The sequence below is a fragment of the Hydrogenophilus islandicus genome, from assembly GCF_054657095.1.
In genome coordinates this window covers 1-21,261 of sequence record NZ_BAAHXE010000037.1, presented here as the reverse complement: position 1 = coordinate 21,261, position 21,261 = coordinate 1, and the positions used below count along the sequence as shown (strand labels likewise).

The following is a 21,261-nucleotide window of genomic DNA, read 5'->3' as shown; positions in this document are numbered from 1 at the left end:
ACTTGAAGGAGCAGCGGCGACAGCGACGGCCGGCGGCTCTCGGCGGCTGGGGGGGACGGGGAAGAAGGAGGTCCCATTATTCCCGGAGTCACCCCTTGGACGTCAGCAAACGCCCATGCCCCCGGTGTTCCCGACGCTGCCTTTTGGGCGTCAGCAAACGCCTGCCCCCCCGGCTCGCCGAGCGCCGCGACCGAAGGTCCCGGGGAGAGCGAGGGAACCTCCTCAGCAGGCCGCTCCTCTACCGCAGGCTCTGGGGATCCATTCGTCTCACTCGGCGTCGGACGATCCGATGGAGCACCGGTATCGCTTGCTGCTTGCGCAGCGGCGGGGGGTTCGCGCACCGGCTCGGGTTCGAGAAAGACCGCGCCGAGCGGCAGTTTCGCCAGCGCCGCTTCGACGTCTTGCCGCTCGACGGTGCGCGACTGGCGGCCATAGGCGAAGATCAGCGCGTGGTCGCAGATCTGGTTGATCAGGCGAGGAACGCCGCGACTGGCGCGGTGGATCCACTCCAGACAGGGGCGAGGAAAGAGGTAGGGGTCGCCACCAGCGGTGCGGAGGCGATGCTGCACGTAACCGATCGTATCGTCGAGGTCAAACGGCCGCAGATGTTCGACAAGCGCCACCCGCTGCAAGAGCGGCCGCATGTGGTGCTGTTTGAGGAGCGGGGCAAGCTCCTCCTGGCCGCTCAAGACTATCTGCACCAGTTTACCACGAGGCTCCTCCAAATTAAGCAGCAGCCGCACCGCCTCGAGCGAGCCCTCGGGAAGAAGATGAGCCTCGTCGACGAGCAACACGAAGCGAAGCTCCTCCTGCTTCGTCACCTCGTCGCTCAACATCTTGTGAAGGAGCGCAAGCGGCTCGACCCCGCTGCCAGAAGGGGCCTCACCCCCCCACCCCTGAACGAGGAGGGCAAAGAGCTCGTTGGGGCTGAGCCAGGGATTGGTCAGAAAAAGGGAACGGTATTCGGGATGGTCAGCAACGAGTTTACGCAGCAGCATCGTCTTGCCGCTCCCCACCGGGCCGGTGAGGAGACAAAGCCCTTTGCGCCCATCGATTCCGTAGAGGAGTGTCGCCAAAGCTTCGCGGTGGGCAGCGCTCGCGAAAAAGAATGCCGGGTCGGCCGTATTGGCAAACGGAGGACGGGCAAAGTGGAAAAACTCGAGGTACATTCAATCCCCCAATTCGATCGGCTGGTAGGACTGTTTCATCCGCACGCCGACGATGTTCGCCTGCACGATATCCCCCTTGTAATTCATGATGTTGATCGGAATCCGATTGATCCCTTTCTGGATCGGAATCCCCGTGCGCACCACCTCGTTGGCGGGAATGAGGTTGCGCAAGCGGTCAAAGTGGCCAATCCGGACACGAATATCGACCTCCGCTTTTTCGTATTGGTAAGGAGTCGAATCTTCAACAAAGATAATCACGAAGTTGGGCGGGTCTTGCTGCCACTTGAGGATCTGGAACTTTTCGCGCTTGACAAACGCGGTGTCGTTGTAACCGGTGGGGTGGTAAGGGACGCGGGTCACATCGTCACCATGCTCATCGTAGATGATCCGCGGAAAAAAGAGCCCCGTCTCGGGAACGTCAAAAGGGGGTGCATCCTCTTCAGGCGGGCGAAACTCATCTTCAACGAACGCCTGCGCGGCATCGACCCCTGCGAGGGCAAGGACAAGAAACCCAACGGCAAACCGTCTCACGTTCCCAGCAACCCCAAACCTCATCGTCCCTCCTCGCGCAACAGCGCGTCGAAGTAAGCAATCGTCTTAACCAGCCCCTCCTTGAGGGGGGTCTTCGGCGCCCAACCCAGCTGTTCGCGCGCGAGCGTAATATCGGGGCAACGCTGGCGTGGATCGTCTTGCGGCAACGGGCAAAAAACGATCTCCGAGCGCGAGCCGGTAAGCTCGCGGATCGTTTCGGCAAGCTCCAGAATCGTCAATTCGTGGGGATTGCCGAGATTGACCGGTCCGGTAAACTCTTTCGGTTGCGCCATCATCCGGATCAACCCGTCGACGAGATCGTCGACATAGCAGAGTGACCGGGTTTGACGCCCATCGCCATAAACCGTCAAGGGCTCCCCTTTCAGCGCCGCGACGATGAAATTGGAGACGACGCGCCCATCCTGCGGGTCCATATGGGGTCCATAGGTGTTGAAGATCCGGACCACCTTGATGTCGACCCGGAACTCGCGGTGGTAATCGAAGAAGAGGGTTTCGGCGCACCGTTTTCCTTCGTCGTAACAGGCGCGCGGGCCGATGGGATTGACCCGCCCCCAGTAATCTTCCCTCTGGGGATGGACCTCCGGATCGCCATAGACTTCGCTGGTGGACGCCTGCAAGATCCGCGCGCGGGTACGCCGGGCAAGCTCGAGCATGTTGATCGACCCCACGACCGAGGTCTGCACGGTGGCCACCGGGTCAAACTGGTAGCGGATGGGAGAGGCCGGGCACGCCAGATGGTAGATCTGATCGACTTGGACGTAGAGCCGTTCGTTGACGTCATGGCGGATGAATTCAAAACGGTAGTTGTCGAGAAGCGGCTTGATATTGCGCTTCTGACCGGTGATGAAGTTGTCGACGCACAGCACCTCATGCCCTTCGCCCAAAAGCCGACGGCAGAGGTGTGAGCCGATAAATCCAGCCCCCCCCGTGACCAAGATCCGTTTCGTGCGCTCCAATCCCGGCGACATGGTACATTTCTCCTTTTCGTTCATTGTAGCAACTTTTTGCCCTTCGCTCCCGGTTTTATGACGCCAACGACCGAATTCGCGCTGATCCGGCGCTATTTTGCCGCACTAACCCCGCCTCTGCAGCCTGGCGAGGTGGGGATCGGTGACGACGCGGCGCTCCTCACCTGGCCCCGCGCGGGGACGCCGCAAAGAGAGCGGTCGAGCAGCGCGGAAAAGTACCCGCCTATGCTCGCGGTCACCACCGACACCCTCGTCGCCGGCCGCCACTTTTTTCCCGACGTCGACGCCGAGGCGCTCGGGTGGAAGGCGCTCGCAGTCAATCTCTCCGACCTCGCCGCGATGGGGGCAACCCCAGAAGCGTTTCTCCTCGCCCTCACCCTCCCCGCCGCAAATCCCACCTGGCTCGAGCGGTTCGCGGCGGGGCTCGCGGCGTGTGCCAGCCGCTACGGCGCGGCGCTCGTCGGCGGCGACACGACGCGCGGGCCGCTCACCGTCACGATCACCGCGCTCGGCTCGGTCCCGCGCGGCGAAGCGATTCGCCGTGACACCGCGAGAGTTACGGACGACCTCTGGGTGAGTGGCTACCCGGGGCGCGCGGCGTTGGGGCTCGCGGTGCGGCGCGGCGAGCTTCCGGCGACCCTTCCGGGTGCGGCAGAGTGGATCGACGCGCTCGAACGGCCTGAACCGCGGGTCGCACTCGGGGTAGCGCTGCGCGGGGTCGCGAGTGCCATGCTCGATCTCTCCGATGGGCTCACCCAAGACGCGACCCACCTCGTCGAGAACCGCCCGGAGCTCGCGCTCCTCTTGCACCACGCGGCGCTGCCCCTCTCCCCCCTGATTGCCGGCGGCGCGCCGCTTGAGGTCGCCTATCGTGCGCTCCTCGGCGGCGGCGACGACTATGAGCTCCTCTTCACCGCGCCGGTCGCTCAGCGCGACGCGGTCGCCGCTGCGGCAGCGGCTGCCGGGATTGCCGTCCACCGCATCGGCACGGTGATCCCCCGACCGGCAGAGGGGCAGATGCTGCTCATCGAAGAGACGGACGGAACGATCCGGCCGCTCTCCCCTCAAGGGTGGGATCCGTTCCGCGACGGTGCGCCCGAGGAGGATCGCCCATAGGAAGCCGCACGATGAGAGAACCTGCGTATCGTTTGCTTCTTCACCCCGTCCACTTCCTCACGCTTGGTTTCGGAAGCGGCCTTGCGCGCTGGGCTCCAGGCACGGTGGGGACCCTTGCCGGATGGTTCCTCTGGCCGCTCCTGCGCCACCAGATGGGGGATCTCACCCTCGTCGCCTGGCTCGTCGCCGCGACCCTCTTCGGCCTCTGGGCGTGTGGCGTCACCGCCCGGGCGCTCGGGGACGACGACCCCGGGGCGGTCGTCTGGGACGAGATCGTCGCGCTCTGGTGGGTGCTCCTGCTCCTCCCCGAGCGTTTTGACCTGCAACTCGTTGCGGTGCTCCTCTTTCGCCTCTTCGACATCGCCAAACCGTGGCCGATCGGGGCGGTCGAACGACGTTTCTCAGGCGGCGTGGGGATCATGATCGACGACCTCGTCGCCGCCGCGATGACGCTCCTCGTCGTTGCGACCGCACGCCACTACGCCCTTTTGCCGTGACCTCAGGAGCCGACGATGACGATCGCCCCTTCAGAACCAGACACTCCCGTCCTCTTCGACGTTCCACCCCCATTGCACGCCGTCGCCCAGCGGCTCGGCGAAGCGCTGCAGGCCCACCACGCGACGGTCGCGACCGCCGAATCGTGCACGGGGGGACTCATTGCCGCAGCGATCACGAGCGTCTCGGGGAGCTCGGCGTGGTTTGAATATGGCTTCGTTACCTACGCCAACCGCGCAAAAGTGGCGCTCCTCGGAGTCTCCCCTGATACGCTTGCCCAGCGCGGCGCCGTCTCGGAGGAGACAGTGCGCGAGATGGCGCTCGGGGCGCAGGAGCGCACTGGGGCGACGTGGGCCGTTGCAGTCTCCGGAATCGCCGGCCCTACCGGCGGCACCGCGACGAAACCGGTCGGGAGGGTCTGCTGCGCCTGGGCAGGTCCCGACGGGGTAGCCACCGCGACCCGCCACTTTCGCGGTAACCGTGCCGCGGTGCGGGTAGCGAGCGCCCTCTGGGCCCTAGAGGAGCTGATCGCGCGCCTGACGCCCGAAGGGTAGTGCCCAGAAAACCTAGAGAACCGGCGCGAGCCACCGCTCCGCCTCGTCGAGCGCGAAGCCCGTTCGCTTCGCCCAATCGCGGAGCTGATCTTCGCCGATGCGCGGGATCGCAAAGTAGCGCGCCTCAGGGTGGCTGAAATAGAAACCGGCGACGCTCGCCGCGGGGACCATCGCGAAACTCTCGGTGAGCGTCATCCCGATCCGCTCGGTAGCCCCAAGCAACGCGAAGAGGTCGCGCTTCACGGTGTGGTCAGGGCAGGCGGGGTAACCCGGCGCGGGGCGGATGCCGCGGTAGCGTTCGGCGATCAGATCATCGGGTGAGAGCTGCTCATCGGCCGCGTACCCCCAGTCGACGCGGCGCACCCGTTCATGCAGCCACTCTGCGCACGCTTCGGCAAGCCGGTCGGCAACCGCTTTGAGGAGAATCGCGTGGTAGTCGTCGTGCCGCGCCTCATAGGCGGCAAGGAGCGGCTCGATCCCAACGCCGGCGGTAACGGCAAACGCCCCCAACCAGTCGGGTACTCCTGGCGGCGCGATGAAATCGGCGAGCGCATAGTAGGGCTGATCGGCAGGGCGCTCGTGCTGCTGGCGTAGGCCATGCCAGACCATCAGCGGCGCCACCGCCGCGTCAAACCACGGTCGCGTTCCGGGGGGGTAGCAGGCAATATCCTCAAACGCGACCCGCTGCGCGGGAAAGAGCCCCCAGACAGCGCGCGCCGCAAGTGCCCCCGCTTCGCCTACGATCCCGTCAGCAAGGGGGGAAACCCCGTCGGGGAAGAGCGCGCGCACCTCCTCCGGCCACGCCACAGTGACACCGCGCGAGTGGGGGTCAGCAGCGACGAGCGCGGCGAGGAGCGCAACCGCATCGCGAAAGAGCTGCTGCGCCGTTGCCCCGACCGTCGCATCAGTGAGAATCGCAGGAAAGGGGCCGCTCAGGTCCCAGGTCTGGAAAAAGGGCCCCCAATCGATGTAGCGCACCAGCGTCGCGAGCGGCACCGTCTCGTGCCACACCCCTTCGCACACCGGTTGCGGCGGCGTGTAGCGCTGCCAGTCCGTAGCAAAAGCCCTCTGCCGCGCGACCTCGAGCGGCACCACCCGATAACCCTTTTTCTGCGCGTGGCGCTCACGGATCCGCTGGTACTCCTCTTTCACGTTCTGGAGGTAGCGCTCGCGTTCGGTGGAAAGCAGCGCCGAGACCACCCCGACCGCGCGCGATGCGTCGGGCACCCACACCACGCCGACGTCGTAGTGGGGGGCGATCTTCACCGCCGTATGGGTGCGGCTCGTCGTCGCCCCGCCGATCAGGAGCGGCACCGTAAACCCCTGCCGCTGCATCTCCTTCGCGACATGGGCCATCTCTTCCAACGAGGGGGTGATCAACCCCGATAGGCCGATTGCGTCGGCCCGCTGGGCTTTCGCCTCCGCGAGAATCTTTTCGCACGGCACCATCACCCCGAGGTCGATCACCTCATAACCGTTACACGCGAGCACCACGCTGACGATATTTTTGCCGATATCGTGCACATCCCCCTTGACAGTAGCGATCACCACCTTGCCCTTGGCTGCGGTGTTGCCGCTCGCCGCCTTCTCCGCTTCAATAAAGGGGAGGAGATGGGCGACCGCCATCTTCATCACCCGCGCCGACTTCACCACCTGCGGGAGAAACATCTTCCCGGCGCCGAAGAGGTCACCGACCACGTTCATCCCAGCCATCAGCGGCCCTTCGATCACCGCGAGTGGCCCCTTCCCTTCGGCAGCAAACTGCTGCCGCATCGCCTCGGTATCTTCGACGATGAAATCGGTGATCCCCTTGACGAGCGCGTGTTTGAGCCGCTCCGCAACCGGCCACGCGCGCCACGCCTGCTCCTCCCTCTGGGCTGGCGCATCCCCTTTCTGCTGCTCCGCAAGTGCCTGCGCGTAGGCGATCAGCCGCTCCGCCGCGTCGGGACGGCGGCAGAGGATCGCGTCTTCCACGTATTGGCGCAGCTCCGGGTCGAGCTCGTCGTAGATCCCGAGCTGGCCAGCATTGACGATCCCCATCGTCAGTCCCGCGGCGATCGCGTGGTAGAGAAAGACAGTGTGCATCGCCGCGCGCACCGGTTCGTTGCCGCGAAACGAAAAGGAGACGTTGGAGATCCCGCCGCTCGTCTTCGCGTCGGGAAGATTCGCGTGGATCCAGCGCACCGCTTCGATGAAATCGAGCGCGTAGCGGTCGTGTTCGGGAATCCCTGTCGCGATCGCGAAGACGTTGGGGTCGATGATGATCTCGTGCGCGGGAAAGCCATCCTCTACGAGCAAGCGGTAGGCCCGCTCGGCGATCGCGATTTTGCGTTCGAAGGTGTCGGCCTGCCCCATCTCGTCGAAACACATCACGACCACCGCGGCGCCGAGACGCCGCGCCTCGCGCGCCTGGGCAAGGAAGACCGCTTCGCCCTCCTTGAGCGAGATCGAATTGACGATCCCCTTCCCCTGCAGGCACTTGAGTCCTGCGACGACGGCCTCCCAGCGCGACGAGTCGACCATCACCGGCACGCGCGCGATCTCCGGCTCCGCCGCGACGAGCTTCAAGAAGCGGTCGATCGCACTCACCGCGTCGATCATCGCGTCGTCCATGTTGACGTCGATCGCCTGCGCCCCCGCAGCCACCTGCTGCGCCGCAACCGCGAGCGCCTCGTCGAACCGCTCTTCCCGAATCAGGCGGGCGAACTGCCGCGACCCGGCGACGTTGGTGCGCTCGCCGATGTTGATGAACCCGGTGGTCGCATCGACGACGAGCGGCTCTAGCCCCGCGAGTACGAGGGTGCGCGACGGCTCGGGCCGCCGCCGCGGGGGGTAGCGGGGAATGAGCTCCGCAAGCGCCGCGATGTGCGCCGGGGTCGTGCCGCAGCAGCCGCCGACGAGATTGACCAGGCCGTCGGCGAGCCACCCCTCGACCTCCGCGGCGAGCATTTCAGGTGTCTCGTCGTAACCGGTCGGCGCCAACGGGTTGGGCAGGCCAGCGTTGGGGTGGGCGGAGACAAAGGTGTCGCAGACGCGGGCGATCGCCTCGATGTGGGGGCGCAACTCCCGCGCGCCGAGGGCACAGTTGAAGCCGAAGGTGAGCGGCCGGGCGTGGGCAAGGCTTGCCCAAAAGGCTTCAGGAGTCTGTCCGGAGAGGGTCCGCCCCGCGGCGTCGGTGATCGTGCCGGAGATCATCACCGGAAGGCGCGCGCCGCGCTCGGCAAAGAGCCGCTCGAGCGCGTAGAGGGCCGCTTTGGCGTTGAGGGTGTCGAAGACCGTCTCGATCAAGAGGAGATCCGCCCCCCCGTCGACAAGCCCCCGCGCCGCGTCGAAGTAGTCGTCAGCCAAGGCATCGAAAGTGATCGCGCGAAAGCCAGGGTCGTTGACGTCGGGCGAAAGCGACAGCGTCTTCGACGTCGGCCCCAAGACGCCGGCGACAAAGCGGGGGCGGTCGGGATTGCGCGCCGTGTATTCGTCGGCGAGCTGCCGCGCCAGGTGCGCCCCGGCGTAGTTGAGTTCGTACGCGAGCGCCTCGAGACCATAGTCGCTTTGCGACACCCGGGTGCTGTTGAAAGTGTTCGTTTCGATGAGGTCCGCCCCGGCCTCGAGGTAGGCGCGATGGATCGCCGCGATCGCCTCGGGCTGGGTGAGCGTCAACAGGTCGTTGTTCCCTTTGAGTTCGACGGGGTGGTCGGCAAAGCGCGTACCGCGATAATCCTCTTCCGTGAAGCGGTACTGCTGAATCATCGTCCCCATCGCTCCGTCAAGCAGGAGCACCCGTTCAGTGAGAAGCGCCGTGAGGCACGCGGTTCGGTCGGGCTGCATCACCAGGATCCGTCTGTTATTCGATTCGAAGAGAACCGGTAAGCATATCACACCGGCAGGAACGCTTCGAGGACGCTATTGAGGTAGCGCCACCCGAGCGAGGTACAGGCCAACCGCACCTCCGCCGGTTCAACCCAGCCGCGGGCGACGAGCCGCTCCCAGGTGGGCGCGATCACCGCAAAGGGGAGCCCCGTGCGCGCGGTGAAGAGCTCCTTCGCTACCCCCTCTGCGAGGCGCAGCGCGTTCATCATGAACTCAAAGGGGAGCACCTCGCGCGCGACCCACTGCGCTTCGGCCGCGAAAGGGTTGGCGTAGTGAGCGACACAAAGCGGCGAGAACGATTGCCCATCGAGCGCCGGCAACACGCTGAGATAGTCGTTCGGATGGGCGCGCTTGCGGGTGCGCAACACCCCCTCGGGGCGGGTGATCTTGCCGTGCGCCCCCGGACCAATCCCGAGGTAGTCGCCGAAGGTCCAGTAGTTGAGGTTGTGGCGGCAGCGGTGGTCGGGCGCAGCGTAGGCGCTCACCTCGTAGCGGGCAAGCCCCGCGCGGGCGACGCGCTCGAGAACCGCCGTCTCGATCGCGACAAGTTCCTCCTCGTCGGGAAGTCCCTTGGGGGGAGAAGCGGCAAACGGAGTATTGGGTTCGATCGTCAGTTCATAGAGCGAGAGGTGGCGCACCCCAAGGGCGAGCAGTTCTGCGACTTCCGCCGCCGCCCCTTCGGGCGTCTGACCCGGCCAACCGGTGATGAGGTCGGCATTGACGCGGGGAAAGTGTTTCAGTGCTGCGGCAACCGCCTCCTTGGCCGTTGCCGCGTCGTGGATGCGCCCGAGTACCGTAAGCCCCTGGGGATCGAGACTCTGAACGCCAATCGAGACGCGATTGACCCCTGCCTCCCGCCACGCCGCAAACGCCCCGATCTCTGTCGCGCCGGGGTTGGCTTCGAGCGTCACCTCGGCCTCATCGGTAACGGGGAGCATCGACCGGACTCGGGTAAGGATCGCCGCGATCGTCTCGGCCGAGAGGAGACTCGGCGTCCCGCCGCCGAAAAAGATCGCTTCGATCGCCCGATCACCCACCCACGCGGCGTCGGCGGCAAGATCGGCGGTGAGCGCCGCAAGAAAGGCCTCCTCGGGGATCGCCCCCCGCTGCGGGTGAGAATTGAAGTCGCAATAGGGGCACTTCCGCACGCACCACGGCACGTGGATGTAGAGCGTGAGGGGCGGGAAAGCGTGCCCGCTCATCTATGGGGAAGAGCCGCAACGAGCTCCGGCCACGCCGCGACCAGCTTCGCGACCGCCTGCCCACGGTGGCTGCGGGCGTTCTTCTCGCTCGGGGTAAGCTCCGCCGCGGTTTTCCCGAGCGCGGGGTCGAAAAAGAGGGGATCGTAGCCAAACCCCCTTTCGCCGCGCGGGGCATCCGCGATCACCCCCCACCACCGCCCTTCAGCGACAAACGGAGTGGGGTCATCGGCGTGGGCAACAAAGACCAGACACGCGTAGTAGTAGGCCGCCCGCTCCTCGCGTGAGAGGCCCGCAACCGCCGCAAGGAGCTTTTCGTTGTTGCGCACGTCTGATCTCGGCTCACCGGCAAAGCGCGCCGAGCGTACGCCCGGAGCGCCACCGAGCGCCGGTACCACCAGACCTGAATCGTCGGCAAGAGCCGGATGGCCCGTGAGCCGCGCCGCATGGCGCGCTTTGGCAAGGGCATTTTCGAGAAAGGTCGCATACGGTTCGCTCGCCGCAGGAACGCCGAACGCCCCTTGGGGTTGGAGGGTGACCCCCAAAGGGGCAAGGAGCGCTGAAAGTTCCGCAAGTTTCCCGGCGTTGTCGCTCGCGAGCACCACGGTGACCGCATCTTGCGCCATCACGCCCCTCCACCGCTGCCCGCAGCCAACGCCTCCCGCTGCAGCGCAAAGAGCTGCTTCAACCCCTTTTCGGCGAAGTCGAGGAGCGCAAGGAGCGTCTCTCGCGGTAACCCTTGCCGTTCGGCGGTTCCCTGCAGTTCCACGAGCTCACCCCGGTCGTTCATCACCACGTTCATGTCGAAGTCGCACTGCGAATCTTCGGCGTAATCGAGGTCAAGGAGCGGCACCCCGGCGACGACCCCGACCGAAACCGCAGCCACCTGTGCGGTGAGGGGGGAAGCGGCCACGACCCCGTCGGCAACGAGCCGCGCGCACGCGTGCGCCAGCGCTACCCACGCGCCAGTGATCGCCGCGCACCGCGTCCCCCCGTCGGCCTGGAGCACGTCGCAGTCAAGGATGATCTGCCGTGGCCCCAACCGCTCGAGGTCGACGGCCATCCTGAGGCTGCGGCCAATAAGCCGCTGGATCTCCTGCGTTCGACCACTCTGTTTACCGCGCACCGCCTCGCGGTCGTTGCGGGTATGAGTCGCGCGCGGCAACATCCCGTACTCCGCAGTCACCCACCCTCCGCCCCGTTCTTTACAGTGGGGCGGCACCCGCTCATCGACCGTCGCCGTGCACAACACCCGCGTATGCCCCATCGCGATCAGCGCCGACCCCTCGGCGTACGGGGCGACATGGGGGGTGATCGTCACCGGCCGCAGCGCATCTGCGGCACGCTCAAAACTGCGCATCATCCGCGATCTCTCCGAAATTTCTCGATCGTCTCGTTGATCTCCTCGATCGCCCGCTCCACATCCTCATCGGTAAGGAGGAAATCGCTCGGCGCGGTCTCCTCGACCTGGGTGAAGATCGAGGTCACGCACCCTGTCGTCTGGCTCGTGTCGAGCCACGCCGTCTTCTCATCGCTGGCGCTCGCTTCGAGCCAGCGCATGGTCAGCAGCGTCACATTGTCCGACCGCCCCGCGGCGCGCACCACCGCCTCATCGACGAGCGACTGGGTCGCCCACTCCAAGTTCGGCGCAGCGAGGCGACTCGCGATCTCGCTGTCGTCGAGCTGCCCCCACAACCCGTCGGAACAGAGTGCGATGACGTCGTTGGGCTGGAGGGTAATGCGGCGGCCAAATTCGACCCGCGGCACCTCCTGCCCGCCGATCGACGCCAACAGCCGGTTACGTGCCGGGTGGTGGCGCAACTCGGCCTCGGAAAGCTCCCCTTGCTGCAGGAGGAGCTGCGCTTGCGAGTGGTCACTCGTGCGAAAGAGGACCTTGCCGGCACGCAGGTGGTAACAGCGCGAGTCCCCCACATGGGCCGTCCATACGACCCCCTCTTGCACCAGCGCGGCAACGAGGGTGGTTCGCGGCTGGCGATCGCGTTCCCCGTCGCTCTTCGCGACGATCTCGTTCACGGCAAAATGGGCGTCGATGAAGGCATGCGCCAAGAAGGTTGCCGGATCGGGCACCCGCGGTTTCGCGACGAGCGAAAAGGCTTTCGCCAAAACGAGCACTGCAACCTCGGCAGCGCGATCCCCGGCCATGTGGCCACCCATCCCGTCAGCCACCACCATCAGGAGCGCCTCGCGGGAGTAGCTGTACCCTGCCCGATCTTCATTCTTAACGCGATCGCCCACCGAAGTCGCTTGAAAAACGGCAAAACGCATTGCTTTTCCTCGTCAATCGCCACCGATCACGGTGGCGCCCATTCGGGTCAAGGGAAAGGTGCTCTCGTTGAGCTGCTTGAAGATCTGGTAAGCGCTTTGCGGCCGCTTCTCGGGCTCGAGCGCCAACATGCTCTCCACCAGCGCCAAGAGCTCGTCGCTGTAGGTGCCGCGAAAGTCGGCCAATCTCCCCGGAACGGAGTCACTCTTCTGCCGCTCTTCGGCCCGAGGGGGCGATACCCCAGTGATGCAGGCAAAAGCGATCCCGCCCAACGCGTAGAGATCGGTCCACGGCCCGATCCGCTCCTTCTGCGCCTGCAACTGCTCCGGCGGGGCAAAACCGGGGGTAAACATCGTCCGCACCCAATCCATCTCGTAGGCGATCCCCTGACGTGCCGCGCCGAAATCGATGAGCACCGGATCCCCCCCTTTGCGCAGCAGGACGTTCGCCGGTTTTAGGTCGAGATGGAGTAACTTGTGGGCATGGACCTCGCGCAGTGCCGAGAGCAGACGCAACAGGAGCACGCGGATGAAGGTCTCGCGCAGTCGTCCCCCCTTCTCGCGGATGTAGCGGTGCAGACTCATCCCCGCTTCATAGGCCATCGCCAGGTAGATCGTCTCAAAGGCGCGAAAGAGGTTGAAGACGCGCACGATGTTAGGATGGCTGATCTGCGCGAGTGTCCGCCCTTCGTCGAAAAAACACTTCAAACCGAAATAGAAGGCCTTCTCTTTCCCCGGCACGATCGTCGGCTCCACCTCCTTCTCGGGGCGCACCACCATCTCGTGGGGGAAATACTCCTTGAGCGCGTATGGTTTCCCATCCTTTCCCACCACCCGATAGACAAAAGAGAAGCCGCCGCGCGCGATCAGCGACCGGATGCGGTACCCTTCGATCAACCACCCCTCGGGGAGCGGGACGTTTCCCCTTTCCACCATCGCGGCAACCGGTTAGAATGGCAAGGAACGATTATAGCGAGCCCGGTGATGATTTACAGCATGACGGCGTTTGCCACCCAGCGCCTGCCGCTTGACCCGGCAACAGAGGCAGTATGGGAGATGCGCAGCGTCAACAATCGCTTTCTCGACCTCTCCTTTCGCCTCGCCGACCCGTGGCGGGCGCTCGAACCGGAACTGCGGCAGCGGCTCGCGGCGCGGATCAAACGGGGCAAAGTCGAGGTGCGGTTGCAACTTCAGCAGGCCACAAAGAGCACATTGCCGGCGTTGGACCCCCAGGTGCTCACCCTGCTTGCCGACCTGCAAACGGCGATCCTTGCCCGCATTCCGAATGCGCGCCCGTTGTCGGTGGCCGAAATCGTCCACTGGCCGGGGCTCCTTGCCGCTCCCCCCAGCGACGAAACGGCGCTGCGCGCCCAACTCCTTGCCGCGTTCGACGCGACGCTCGATGAGCTCGTCGCCCACCGCGCCCGCGAAGGGGCACAGCTCGCAGCAGCGCTCATCGAGCGCGCCGCGCGCTTGCGCGAGTTCCTTGCCCAAGCCCGCGCGATCGCCCCTGAGGCGCAACGGGCCTGGGAAGCGCAACTCACAAACGCCCTGCAACCGATCACCACCGCCGAGACCGCCGACCGGATCCGGCAAGAGGTTGCCCTCTACGCCCAGCGCGTCGATATCGCTGAAGAGCTCGACCGGCTCGACGCCCACCTGACCGAACTCGACCACACTCTCCAACGCGCTGAACCGGTCGGCAAACGGCTCGACTTCCTCATGCAGGAGTTTCACCGCGAAGCGAACACCCTTTCCGCAAAAGCAGCGCTTCCCGAACTCTCCCGCATTGCGCTGGAGATGAAGGTGGTGATCGAACAGATGCGCGAACAGGTGCAGAATATCGAATAGCGTGAGGAATGAGCGATGACCCCGACCGCCCCCCCTAACCCCGCCCCCGCGAGCGCCGGAAGCCTCTTTGTCATCACCGCCCCGTCGGGCGCGGGCAAAACCACCCTCGTCCATCGCCTGATCGCGCACGACCCGCAGCTGCGCCTCTCGGTCTCCTACACCACCCGGCCGCCCCGCCCGGGCGAGATCGACGGCGTCCACTACCACTTCGTCACCCCCGAGCAGTTTCGCGCAATGGTCGCCGCCGAGCAGTTCCTCGAATGGGCCGAAGTCCATGGGAACTGCTACGGCACCGGCCGTTCATGGGTCGAAACGGAACTCGCTGCCGGCCGCGACGTCCTCCTTGAGATCGACTGGCAGGGGGCGCGGCAAGTCAAAGCGCGCTTCCCCGCCCTCGTCTCGATCTTCATCCTCCCCCCCTCCTTTGCCGAACTCGAAGCGCGCCTGAGAAAGCGGGCGTCGGACTCCGACGCGGTCATCGCCCGAAGGCTCGCGAACGCCCGCGAGGAGCTTCGCCACGTCGATGAATTCGACTATGCTATCATCAACGACTCCCTGGAAACTGCCACCGAGCAGCTCCGCGCAGTCGTGAGCGCCGAGCGGTGCCGCACTGCCAAGCAGCGCGCCCGCCACCCCGCGCTCTTTGCCGAGCTTGCTCGCTGTACTCCATAATTGTGAAACCCCGAACTGAAGGAACCGACGATGGCCCGTATCACTGCTGACGACTGTCTGAAAAAGATCCCGAACCGCTTCGAGATGACGCTGGTCGCGGCCACCCGCGCCCGGCAACTGAGCCTCGGGGCCGAACCGCTGATCCCCCTCAAACCCCACAGCAAGGACAAACCGACGGTGATTGCGCTGCGTGAGATCGCCGCGGGTGCCGTTCGCCCCGATATTCTCGAAAAACGGACCACCTGACCCATCCCGGAAGCACGGCGATGGCAGACGCCCCGATCCGTGACGCGGCTGCCCCGCCGGCACCCCCCTCCCCCTCTTTTCAACCCAAAGCCATCCCGACGGCGTACGGGGGACTGCGCAAGACGCTCGCCACCTACCTCTCGGGGCCAGCCCTTGCCCGCGTCGACGACGCGGCCCACTTTGCCGCCTGGGCGCACGAAGGGCAGACCCGCGCGAGCGGCGAGCCCTACGTCACCCACCCGATTGCCGTCGCCGAGATCGTCGCCCGCTGGCGGATTGACGACAACGGCATCATTGCGGCGCTCCTTCACGACGTCATCGAAGATTGTGGCGTCAAAAAGGTCGAAATCGCCCACCGCTACGGGAGTACGGTGGCCGAACTCGTCGACGCCCTCACCAAACTCGAAAAGCTCGAATCGCAAAGCGTCGAAGAGGCCCAGGCGCAGAACTTCCGCAAAATGTTTCTTGCAATGGCGCAAGACATCCGGGTGATCCTCATCAAACTCGCCGACCGGCTCCACAACATGCGCACCCTCGCGGCGCTCAAACCGGCGAAGCGGCGACGGATCGCCCACGAAACGCTCGAGATCTTCGCCCCGATCGCCCACCGCCTGGGGTTGAACGCCCTCTTTCGCGAGCTCCAAGACCTCGCCTTTGCCGCCGAACACCCCTGGCGCCACGCGGTGCTCGCCGCCGCGGTAGAGACTGCGCGGGGCGCAAACGCCCAGCTCCTCGAACAACTCCACGAAACGGTCCGCGCCGCCCTCGCCGAATGGGGGATCACCGCCGAAATCTACCGCCGGGAAAAGCACCTCTACTCGATCTACCAAAAGATGCAGCAGAGGCACCTCACGTTTGACCAGGTGCTCGACCTTTTTGGCCTCCGGATCGTCACCCGCGACGAACCGAGCTGCTACCTCGCGCTCGGCGCGATCCACCGCCACTTCAAACCGATCCCCGGCAAACTCAAGGACTACATCGCGCTCCCCAAACCCAACGGCTACCAGTCGCTCCACACCACGGTGATCGGCCCGCAGGGGATCCCGCTCGAGATCCAGATCCGGACGCTCCAGCAGCACCGCTTCGCCGAACAGGGGGTCGCCGCCCACTGGCTCTACAAAAGCGGCGAAGCGGCAAGCCCCACCGAGCGGCAGACCCGTGCGTGGCTCGAATCGCTCCTCGAACTCCCCACCGACGAAGCGGGCGACTTTCTCGACGCGGTCAAAATCGACCTCTACCCCAACGAAGTCTTCGTCTTCTCCCCCCGCGGCGAAATCTTTTCGCTGCCGCGCGGCGCCACCGCCGTCGACTTCGCCTACGCGATCCACTCCGAAGTAGGCCACAAAGCGATCGCCTGCCGCATCAACGGAGAGCTGATGCCGCTGCGCACGGAACTCAGTAACGGCGACCGCGTCGAGATCATCACCAGCGCCACCCCAAGCCCCAACCCCGCGTGGCTCAACTTCGTCCGCACGGCGCGCGCCCGCACCGCAATCCGCCGCTTCCTCAAACAAGAGAAGCAGGAGCAGGCGGTCTATCTCGGCGAACGGCTCCTCGACCAGGCGCTGCGCCCCTATGGCCTCACCTTGGGAGCGATCTCGACGCTCGCGTGGGAGCGGCTCCTGCGGCAACTCTCCGGCAAAAGCAGGAACCAGCTCCTGCAAGAGATTGGGCTCGGCCACCGCAACGCGATCGCGGTCGCCGAAACCCTGGTTGCCGCGCAGGATCAGGAGAGCGGCCGCGGCGGCGTCCTCAAACCCCAACCGCTTTCCCGCCTCAAAGTGGGCGAAACGCGCGACGCGTCGATCACCTTCGCCCCCTGCTGCCGGCCGATCCCGGGCGACGCGATCGTCGGGCTCCTGCGCCAAGGGCACGGCCTCGACATCCACCGCGCCGAATGCCCCGTCGTGCGGCGGGGCGGCAAACCGCGCTGGATCGAAGCCGCGTGGGCCGAACCGCTCCCTTCTGAGCGGCGCTTTCCCGCTGGCCTCAAAGTGATCGCGCGCGACCGCATCGGGATGCTCGCCCGGATCAGCTCGGCGATCGCCCAAGAGGAGGGGAACATTGTCCACGTCGACCTCGACGCCCAGTCGGACGCCACCACCCTCATCCACTTCGTCGTCGAAGTCCGCGACCGCGTCCACCTTGCCCGCCTCATCAAGCGGCTCCGCCGGACCGACGGGGTGCTCCGCGTCCAGCGCGAACAGGAGTCATGAGCCGCTACGTCGGACGCTTCGCCCCCTCCCCCACCGGGCCGCTCCACTTCGGCTCCCTCGTCGCCGCGCTCGCGAGCTACTGCGACGCTCGCGCCCACAACGGCACGTGGCACCTGAGGATCGACGATCTCGACACCCCCCGCGTCGTCCCGGGCGCTGCCGACCTCATCAGGAGACAGCTCGAAGCGTGCGGCCTCACCTGGGACGGCGCAGTCACCTGGCAATCGCGCCACCAAGAGGCCTACCGGGCAGCCTTTGAAACACTCCTTCGCGCCAACCGCCTCTACCCCTGCGGCTGCACCCGCAAAGAGCTCGCCGACGCCCCCCGTGCGATCGACGGCAGTCCTCGTTACCCCGGCACCTGCCGCAACGGACTTGCCCCCGGCAAAACGGCCCGCGCGTGGCGCTACCGCACAACGGAAGTGATCGACTTCACCGACCGCATCCAAGGGCCCCTTCGCGAAGATCTTCCCCGCGACGCGGGTGACTTCATCGTCTGGCGCGCTGATGGCGTTGCCGCGTACCAACTGGCGGTGGTGGTCGACGACGCCCTGATCGGCGTCACCCATGTCGTGCGCGGTGCCGACCTCCTCGGCTCCACCGCGCGCCAGATCGCGCTCACTCGCGCCCTCGAACTACCCCTGCCGCACTACGCTCACGTACCGGTAGCGCTTGCCCCAAACGGCCAGAAGCTCTCCAAACAGAACCTCGCCCCGATGCTCCCCCACGACGACCCCGTGCGCCTCGCCCGCGGCCTCGTTGCCGCGCTCGCCTTTCTCGGGCAAAATCCCCCCGTTGAACTCCAACGCGCCCGGCCGGACGAAATCGTCGCGTGGGCCGTCGCCCACTGGAACCTGACCCTCATTCCTGCCACATTGAAAGGCCACTGCCATGACCTCTGACCCGCTCGTCGCTCCACTACCCAACCCCAGCCCCGAGGAGATCCGGCAACTCCTCACCGCCATCCGCACGATCGCGGTGGTCGGCATCTCCGACAAACCCGACCGTCCCAGCTACCGCGTCGCCCGCTACCTGCAGACGGTCGGTTACACCATTTTCCCGGTCAACCCGCGGCTCGCTACCTGGGAGGGGATCCCCTGCTACCCGTCGCTCTTGGCGATTCCCGAACCGATCGACCTCGTCGATGTCTTTCGCCGTCCTGACGAGGTCCCGCCGGTGGTCGAAGAGGCGCTCGCCAAAGGGTGTCGCGCCTTCTGGCTGCAACTCGGGATCCGCAATGACGCTGCCGTCGAACCGCTCAGGGCGCGGGGCGTCATCGTCGTCCAAGACCTCTGCCTCAAGGTCGAACATCAGCGGCTGCTCACCCCTTGACGCGCCCCAAGCCCGCCCCCACTTGAAAGCGCCCCCCGCTGCCACCACAATAATGGCGTCACCCTGAAAAGACAAAGGCCGAAAAGATGGAATTTCGCGACTACTACCAGATTCTCGGCGTGCCGCGCACCGCGACCCAGGAGGAGATCAAAAAGGCCTACCGCAAGCTCGCGCGTCAATACCACCCCGACGTCTCGAAAGAGCCCGACGCCGAGCAGAAAATGAAGGCGATCAACGAGGCCTACACCGTCCTCTCCGACCCGGAAAAGCGCGCCGCCTATGACCAGCTCGGCGCCCACTACCAGGCAGGGCAAGAGTTCCGCCCACCCCCCGGATGGGACGCAGGGTTCGAGTTTCGCAGCAGCCACCCCTTTGACGCCGCCGACCTCGGCGACTTCTCCGACTTCTTCGCCGAACTCTTCGGCCGGATGGGCAGCCAAACGCGCCACGCCCGTACAGGTGGCGGCCACCCCTTCCGCGGCGAAGACCACCACGCCAAGGTGCTCCTCGACCTCGAAGACGTCTACCGCGGCGGCACGAAGCAGATCACGCTGCGCGCCCCCGTCGTCGACGCGAGCGGTCGGGTCACCCTCAAAAGCCGCACGGTGGAGGTAAAGATCCCGCAAGGGGTGCGCGAAGGGCAGGTGATTCGCCTCGCAGGGCTCGGCGGCCCCGGGATCAACGGCGGACCCAACGGCGACCTGCTCCTTGAAGTCCACTTCCGCCCCAATTCCGACTACCGGGTGGAAGGGCGCGACGTCCACCGGAAACTGCCGCTCGCGCCGTGGGAAGCGGCGCTCGGTGCCGTCGTCCCGGTAACCCTACCCGACGGCACGAGCCTCAAGGTGCGGGTACCAGCAGCGGCGCAGAGTGGTAAGACCCTACGGGTCAAAGGGCGCGGCATTCCCGGCAACCCCCCGGGCGACCTTTATCTGGAACTCACAGTGGTGGTGCCGGAGCCGAAAAGCGACGCCCAACGCGCGGCGTTCGAAGCGCTCGCGCGCGCCTTCCCCGGGTTCGACGCCCGAGCGCAAAGCGCTGGTTAGGTCTCGCGTCCCGCTGTATCGCCGCTCAGCCCTGTCCGGCGCTCCAGGAGTCCGTGCTCCACGGCGTAGGCCATGGAACAAGATCGTTCGCGTTCATAGCACGACCCCCTGGGAATTGGCCATCTGATCAATGGGCCGTGGCGGCATCGTGGGATCTTTGATCAGCACATCGACCTTGCGCCCGCCCAGTTTGATAAAAAGTGCTGCTGCAATCTTGCATTCCATCACGATGCGGTGCGGGAGCGGTTGCGGGATTTCTATCAGCAAGTCGATATCGCCTCCGCGCTGCGAATCGTCGGCACGGCTGCCAAACAACCGGATCGTGACGTTGTCGCCCAGCATTCGGGCAACCTCTGTTTTGATGATGGCTATGGTTTTTTGATCGAGTCTCACCTGAATCCGTGCCCCCTCGTCGATTTGGGTCCGCCATCCGCTCATGTGCGTGCGCCCAGCGCGCCATCCGTTCCGCAAGCATCATGTCAACCTTCAAAAGCTCTTGGACTTCGCCACCCCCTCCCGGATCTCGTCAGGTGTACGTGCCGATTCATCATTTCCGGGGGGTACGAAGAGGAGCTTTTAGCCGCTATCGTTGTCAATCATCAAGGCACCATTGAGCCGGTCATGAGGCTGCGGCGCTATTTTACGCCAAACAAGCGCTACACTTGACAACGTGCAACCATTGCACTATTATGAGCTGCATGCCCGTCATCCAGCGCTTTGCCCATTGCCGGGTTCGGATCAACCCGAGAGACCATCCGCCGCCGCACTTCCACGTCGAGTTGAACGATGGACGCGAAGCGTGGGTGCGCATCGACCCCATCGAGATCATCCATGGGCGGGTCGCCGTGCGGGAAATCGCTGAGGTGCTGACATGGGCCAAAGAACGCCAGGCGTGGCTGGCCCAAATCTTTGAGGAGTTGCAAGGATGAGCAAAAAACACTTCACCCTCACCGCGGTCAAAGCCTTGCCCGACTACCGCTTGCGCCTGACCTACGCCGACGGTCAAGTCTTTGAGGTTGACCTGAGCGAATGGATCCACACCACCCAAGCGCTCGCTCCCCTCAATGACAAAGCCCTCTTCGCCCAGGCCAGGGTGGGCTCTTTTGGACATTACGTGGAATGGATCGAAGGCGAGCTTGAATTGGCTGCTGATAATCTGCGCAACCTGGCTGTCGAGCAGGCGGGCGGCATCGGTCATGAGCGCATCTGGAACTGGCTGCACGAAACCGGATTGACGCTGGAGCAAGCCGCCGAAGCCTTGGGCATCTCGCGCCGGATGCTGATCTATTACCGCGATGGCGAAAAACCCATCCCACGTTCCATCTGGCTTGCCTGCTTGGGCTGGAGTGCGGTCCGTCCGCAGGGGCGTAGCCTGCCCAAACACATTCCGTCGGCCCGCGAAGAGGCTGCTGTGCACGCTTGATTGCGGGGCGGGATTCAACTCTTCCTCACCCCTCCGCTCACACACGGCCCAGGGAGCAACCTCCATTCGAGACCCTTGTTCGGTGTCGCGACCCGTGAGATTGTATACACGTTTCTTGAATAACTCCGGTCGCTTCCTCTGCCATCGCTTCAGTGCCTCGACGGGAGCGACGTGTCCCAAGGATCGCTGCGGCGCTCTTTCGGCTAGAATTGGCGCGTACGCCTGACGAGATCCGGCAGGTGGTGCAGGCGCTCGTCGCGTGGCTCGACGCG

Annotated in this window: 22 protein-coding genes and 1 pseudogene; 12 read left to right on the top strand and 11 right to left on the bottom strand. The window is 65.3% G+C overall.

The window, feature by feature from the left end:
• The 3 genes from ACYQ6T_RS09525 to ACYQ6T_RS09515 form a co-directional block, all read right to left on the bottom strand.
• On the bottom strand, positions 1-1,169 hold a 1,169-nt coding region (locus tag ACYQ6T_RS09525), incomplete at its 3' end, for an ExeA family protein (RefSeq protein WP_459830338.1).
• The gene (locus ACYQ6T_RS09520) at positions 1,170-1,724 is read right to left on the bottom strand and encodes a hypothetical protein (RefSeq protein ID WP_459830337.1); all 555 of its coding nucleotides are present in this window, start codon (positions 1,722-1,724) and stop codon (positions 1,170-1,172) included.
• A complete protein-coding gene (locus tag ACYQ6T_RS09515) occupies positions 1,721-2,689 on the bottom strand; it encodes a UDP-glucuronic acid decarboxylase family protein (RefSeq protein WP_459830336.1) in 969 nt (322 codons plus the stop codon). Before ACYQ6T_RS09515 ends, ACYQ6T_RS09520 begins: the two co-directional genes overlap by 4 nt.
• A gap of 57 nt (positions 2,690-2,746) precedes the next feature.
• Between ACYQ6T_RS09515 and thiL the strand changes: the two genes are divergently transcribed.
• Genes thiL through ACYQ6T_RS09500 form a run of 3 tightly spaced genes read left to right on the top strand, consistent with a single transcriptional unit; the run spans position 2,747 to position 4,854 of the window.
• Complete coding sequence (gene thiL, locus ACYQ6T_RS09510; protein ID WP_459830335.1) at positions 2,747-3,805, top strand: thiamine-phosphate kinase; 1,059 nt, start codon at positions 2,747-2,749, stop codon at positions 3,803-3,805.
• An 11-nt stretch (positions 3,806-3,816) separates the two neighbouring features.
• On the top strand, positions 3,817-4,302 hold the full coding sequence (locus tag ACYQ6T_RS09505) for a phosphatidylglycerophosphatase A family protein (protein WP_459830334.1): 486 nt from the start codon (positions 3,817-3,819) through the stop codon (positions 4,300-4,302).
• Positions 4,303-4,317: 15 nt separating this feature from the next.
• Positions 4,318-4,854, top strand: a complete 537-nt coding sequence (locus tag ACYQ6T_RS09500; protein WP_459830333.1) for a CinA family protein — start codon at positions 4,318-4,320, stop codon at positions 4,852-4,854.
• Between the two features lie 12 nt (positions 4,855-4,866).
• Here ACYQ6T_RS09500 and metH read toward each other — a convergent pair whose 3' ends face one another.
• From metH to ACYQ6T_RS09470, 6 genes are read right to left on the bottom strand one after another with little or no spacing between them, the layout of a single operon-like run.
• Complete coding sequence (gene metH, locus ACYQ6T_RS09495; protein ID WP_459830332.1) at positions 4,867-8,679, bottom strand: methionine synthase; 3,813 nt, start codon at positions 8,677-8,679, stop codon at positions 4,867-4,869.
• Positions 8,680-8,726: 47 nt separating this feature from the next.
• Positions 8,727-9,923 carry a radical SAM family heme chaperone HemW gene (gene hemW, locus ACYQ6T_RS09490; RefSeq protein WP_459830331.1) on the bottom strand — a complete coding sequence of 399 codons (1,197 nt, stop codon included), beginning with the start codon at positions 9,921-9,923 and terminating at the stop codon, positions 8,727-8,729.
• Positions 9,920-10,546 carry an RdgB/HAM1 family non-canonical purine NTP pyrophosphatase gene (rdgB, locus tag ACYQ6T_RS09485; RefSeq protein ID WP_459830330.1) on the bottom strand — a complete coding sequence of 209 codons (627 nt, stop codon included), beginning with the start codon at positions 10,544-10,546 and terminating at the stop codon, positions 9,920-9,922. Before rdgB ends, hemW begins: the two co-directional genes overlap by 4 nt.
• Positions 10,546-11,280: a ribonuclease PH gene (gene rph / locus ACYQ6T_RS09480; RefSeq protein WP_459830339.1), complete on the bottom strand. Its 735-nt coding sequence runs from the start codon at positions 11,278-11,280 to the stop codon at positions 10,546-10,548. Before rph ends, rdgB begins: the two co-directional genes overlap by 1 nt.
• Positions 11,280-12,206 carry a PP2C family protein-serine/threonine phosphatase gene (locus tag ACYQ6T_RS09475; RefSeq protein WP_459830329.1) on the bottom strand — a complete coding sequence of 309 codons (927 nt, stop codon included), beginning with the start codon at positions 12,204-12,206 and terminating at the stop codon, positions 11,280-11,282. Before ACYQ6T_RS09475 ends, rph begins: the two co-directional genes overlap by 1 nt.
• A gap of 12 nt (positions 12,207-12,218) precedes the next feature.
• Positions 12,219-13,139, bottom strand: a complete 921-nt coding sequence (locus tag ACYQ6T_RS09470; protein WP_459830328.1) for a serine/threonine protein kinase — start codon at positions 13,137-13,139, stop codon at positions 12,219-12,221.
• Between the two features lie 48 nt (positions 13,140-13,187).
• Here ACYQ6T_RS09470 and ACYQ6T_RS09465 point away from each other — a divergent pair, with 48 nt between their 5' ends.
• The 7 genes from ACYQ6T_RS09465 to ACYQ6T_RS09435 all read left to right on the top strand — a co-directional run bounded on the left by ACYQ6T_RS09465 (position 13,188) and on the right by ACYQ6T_RS09435 (position 19,566).
• A complete protein-coding gene (locus ACYQ6T_RS09465; RefSeq protein WP_459830327.1) occupies positions 13,188-14,054 on the top strand; it encodes a YicC/YloC family endoribonuclease in 867 nt (288 codons plus the stop codon).
• 15 nt (positions 14,055-14,069) lie between these two features.
• Entirely contained in the window at positions 14,070-14,726 is a 657-nt protein-coding gene (gene gmk / locus ACYQ6T_RS09460) for a guanylate kinase (protein ID WP_459830326.1), read from the top strand.
• 30 nt (positions 14,727-14,756) lie between these two features.
• Complete coding sequence (gene rpoZ / locus ACYQ6T_RS09455; protein WP_459830325.1) at positions 14,757-14,972, top strand: DNA-directed RNA polymerase subunit omega; 216 nt, start codon at positions 14,757-14,759, stop codon at positions 14,970-14,972.
• 20 nt (positions 14,973-14,992) lie between these two features.
• Positions 14,993-17,188: a RelA/SpoT family protein gene (locus ACYQ6T_RS09450; RefSeq protein WP_459830323.1), complete on the top strand. Its 2,196-nt coding sequence runs from the start codon at positions 14,993-14,995 to the stop codon at positions 17,186-17,188.
• On the top strand, positions 17,185-18,090 hold the full coding sequence (gluQRS, locus tag ACYQ6T_RS09445; RefSeq protein ID WP_459830322.1) for a tRNA glutamyl-Q(34) synthetase GluQRS: 906 nt from the start codon (positions 17,185-17,187) through the stop codon (positions 18,088-18,090). The genes ACYQ6T_RS09450 and gluQRS overlap by 4 nt, the downstream gene beginning before the upstream one ends.
• Positions 18,080-18,520 carry a CoA-binding protein gene (locus tag ACYQ6T_RS09440; RefSeq protein ID WP_459830320.1) on the top strand — a complete coding sequence of 147 codons (441 nt, stop codon included), beginning with the start codon at positions 18,080-18,082 and terminating at the stop codon, positions 18,518-18,520. Before gluQRS ends, ACYQ6T_RS09440 begins: the two co-directional genes overlap by 11 nt.
• An 86-nt stretch (positions 18,521-18,606) precedes the next feature.
• Entirely contained in the window at positions 18,607-19,566 is a 960-nt protein-coding gene (locus ACYQ6T_RS09435; RefSeq protein WP_459830319.1) for a DnaJ C-terminal domain-containing protein, read from the top strand.
• 93 nt (positions 19,567-19,659) lie between these two features.
• On the opposite strand, the gene ACYQ6T_RS09430 is transcribed toward ACYQ6T_RS09435, so the two are convergent.
• Positions 19,660-20,004 carry a nucleotidyltransferase domain-containing protein gene (locus ACYQ6T_RS09430; protein WP_459830318.1) on the bottom strand — a complete coding sequence of 115 codons (345 nt, stop codon included), beginning with the start codon at positions 20,002-20,004 and terminating at the stop codon, positions 19,660-19,662.
• A 251-nt stretch (positions 20,005-20,255) separates the two neighbouring features.
• Here ACYQ6T_RS09430 and ACYQ6T_RS09425 point away from each other — a divergent pair, with 251 nt between their 5' ends.
• Entirely contained in the window at positions 20,256-20,495 is a 240-nt protein-coding gene (locus ACYQ6T_RS09425; protein ID WP_459830317.1) for a DUF4160 domain-containing protein, read from the top strand.
• Positions 20,492-20,989, top strand: coding sequence for a DUF2442 domain-containing protein (locus ACYQ6T_RS09420; RefSeq protein ID WP_459830315.1), 498 nt, complete (start codon positions 20,492-20,494; stop codon positions 20,987-20,989). Before ACYQ6T_RS09425 ends, ACYQ6T_RS09420 begins: the two co-directional genes overlap by 4 nt.
• 84 nt (positions 20,990-21,073) lie before the next feature.
• Here ACYQ6T_RS09420 and ACYQ6T_RS09415 read toward each other — a convergent pair.
• Positions 21,074-21,261, bottom strand: a pseudogene (locus tag ACYQ6T_RS09415) (hypothetical protein); the annotation flags it as partial.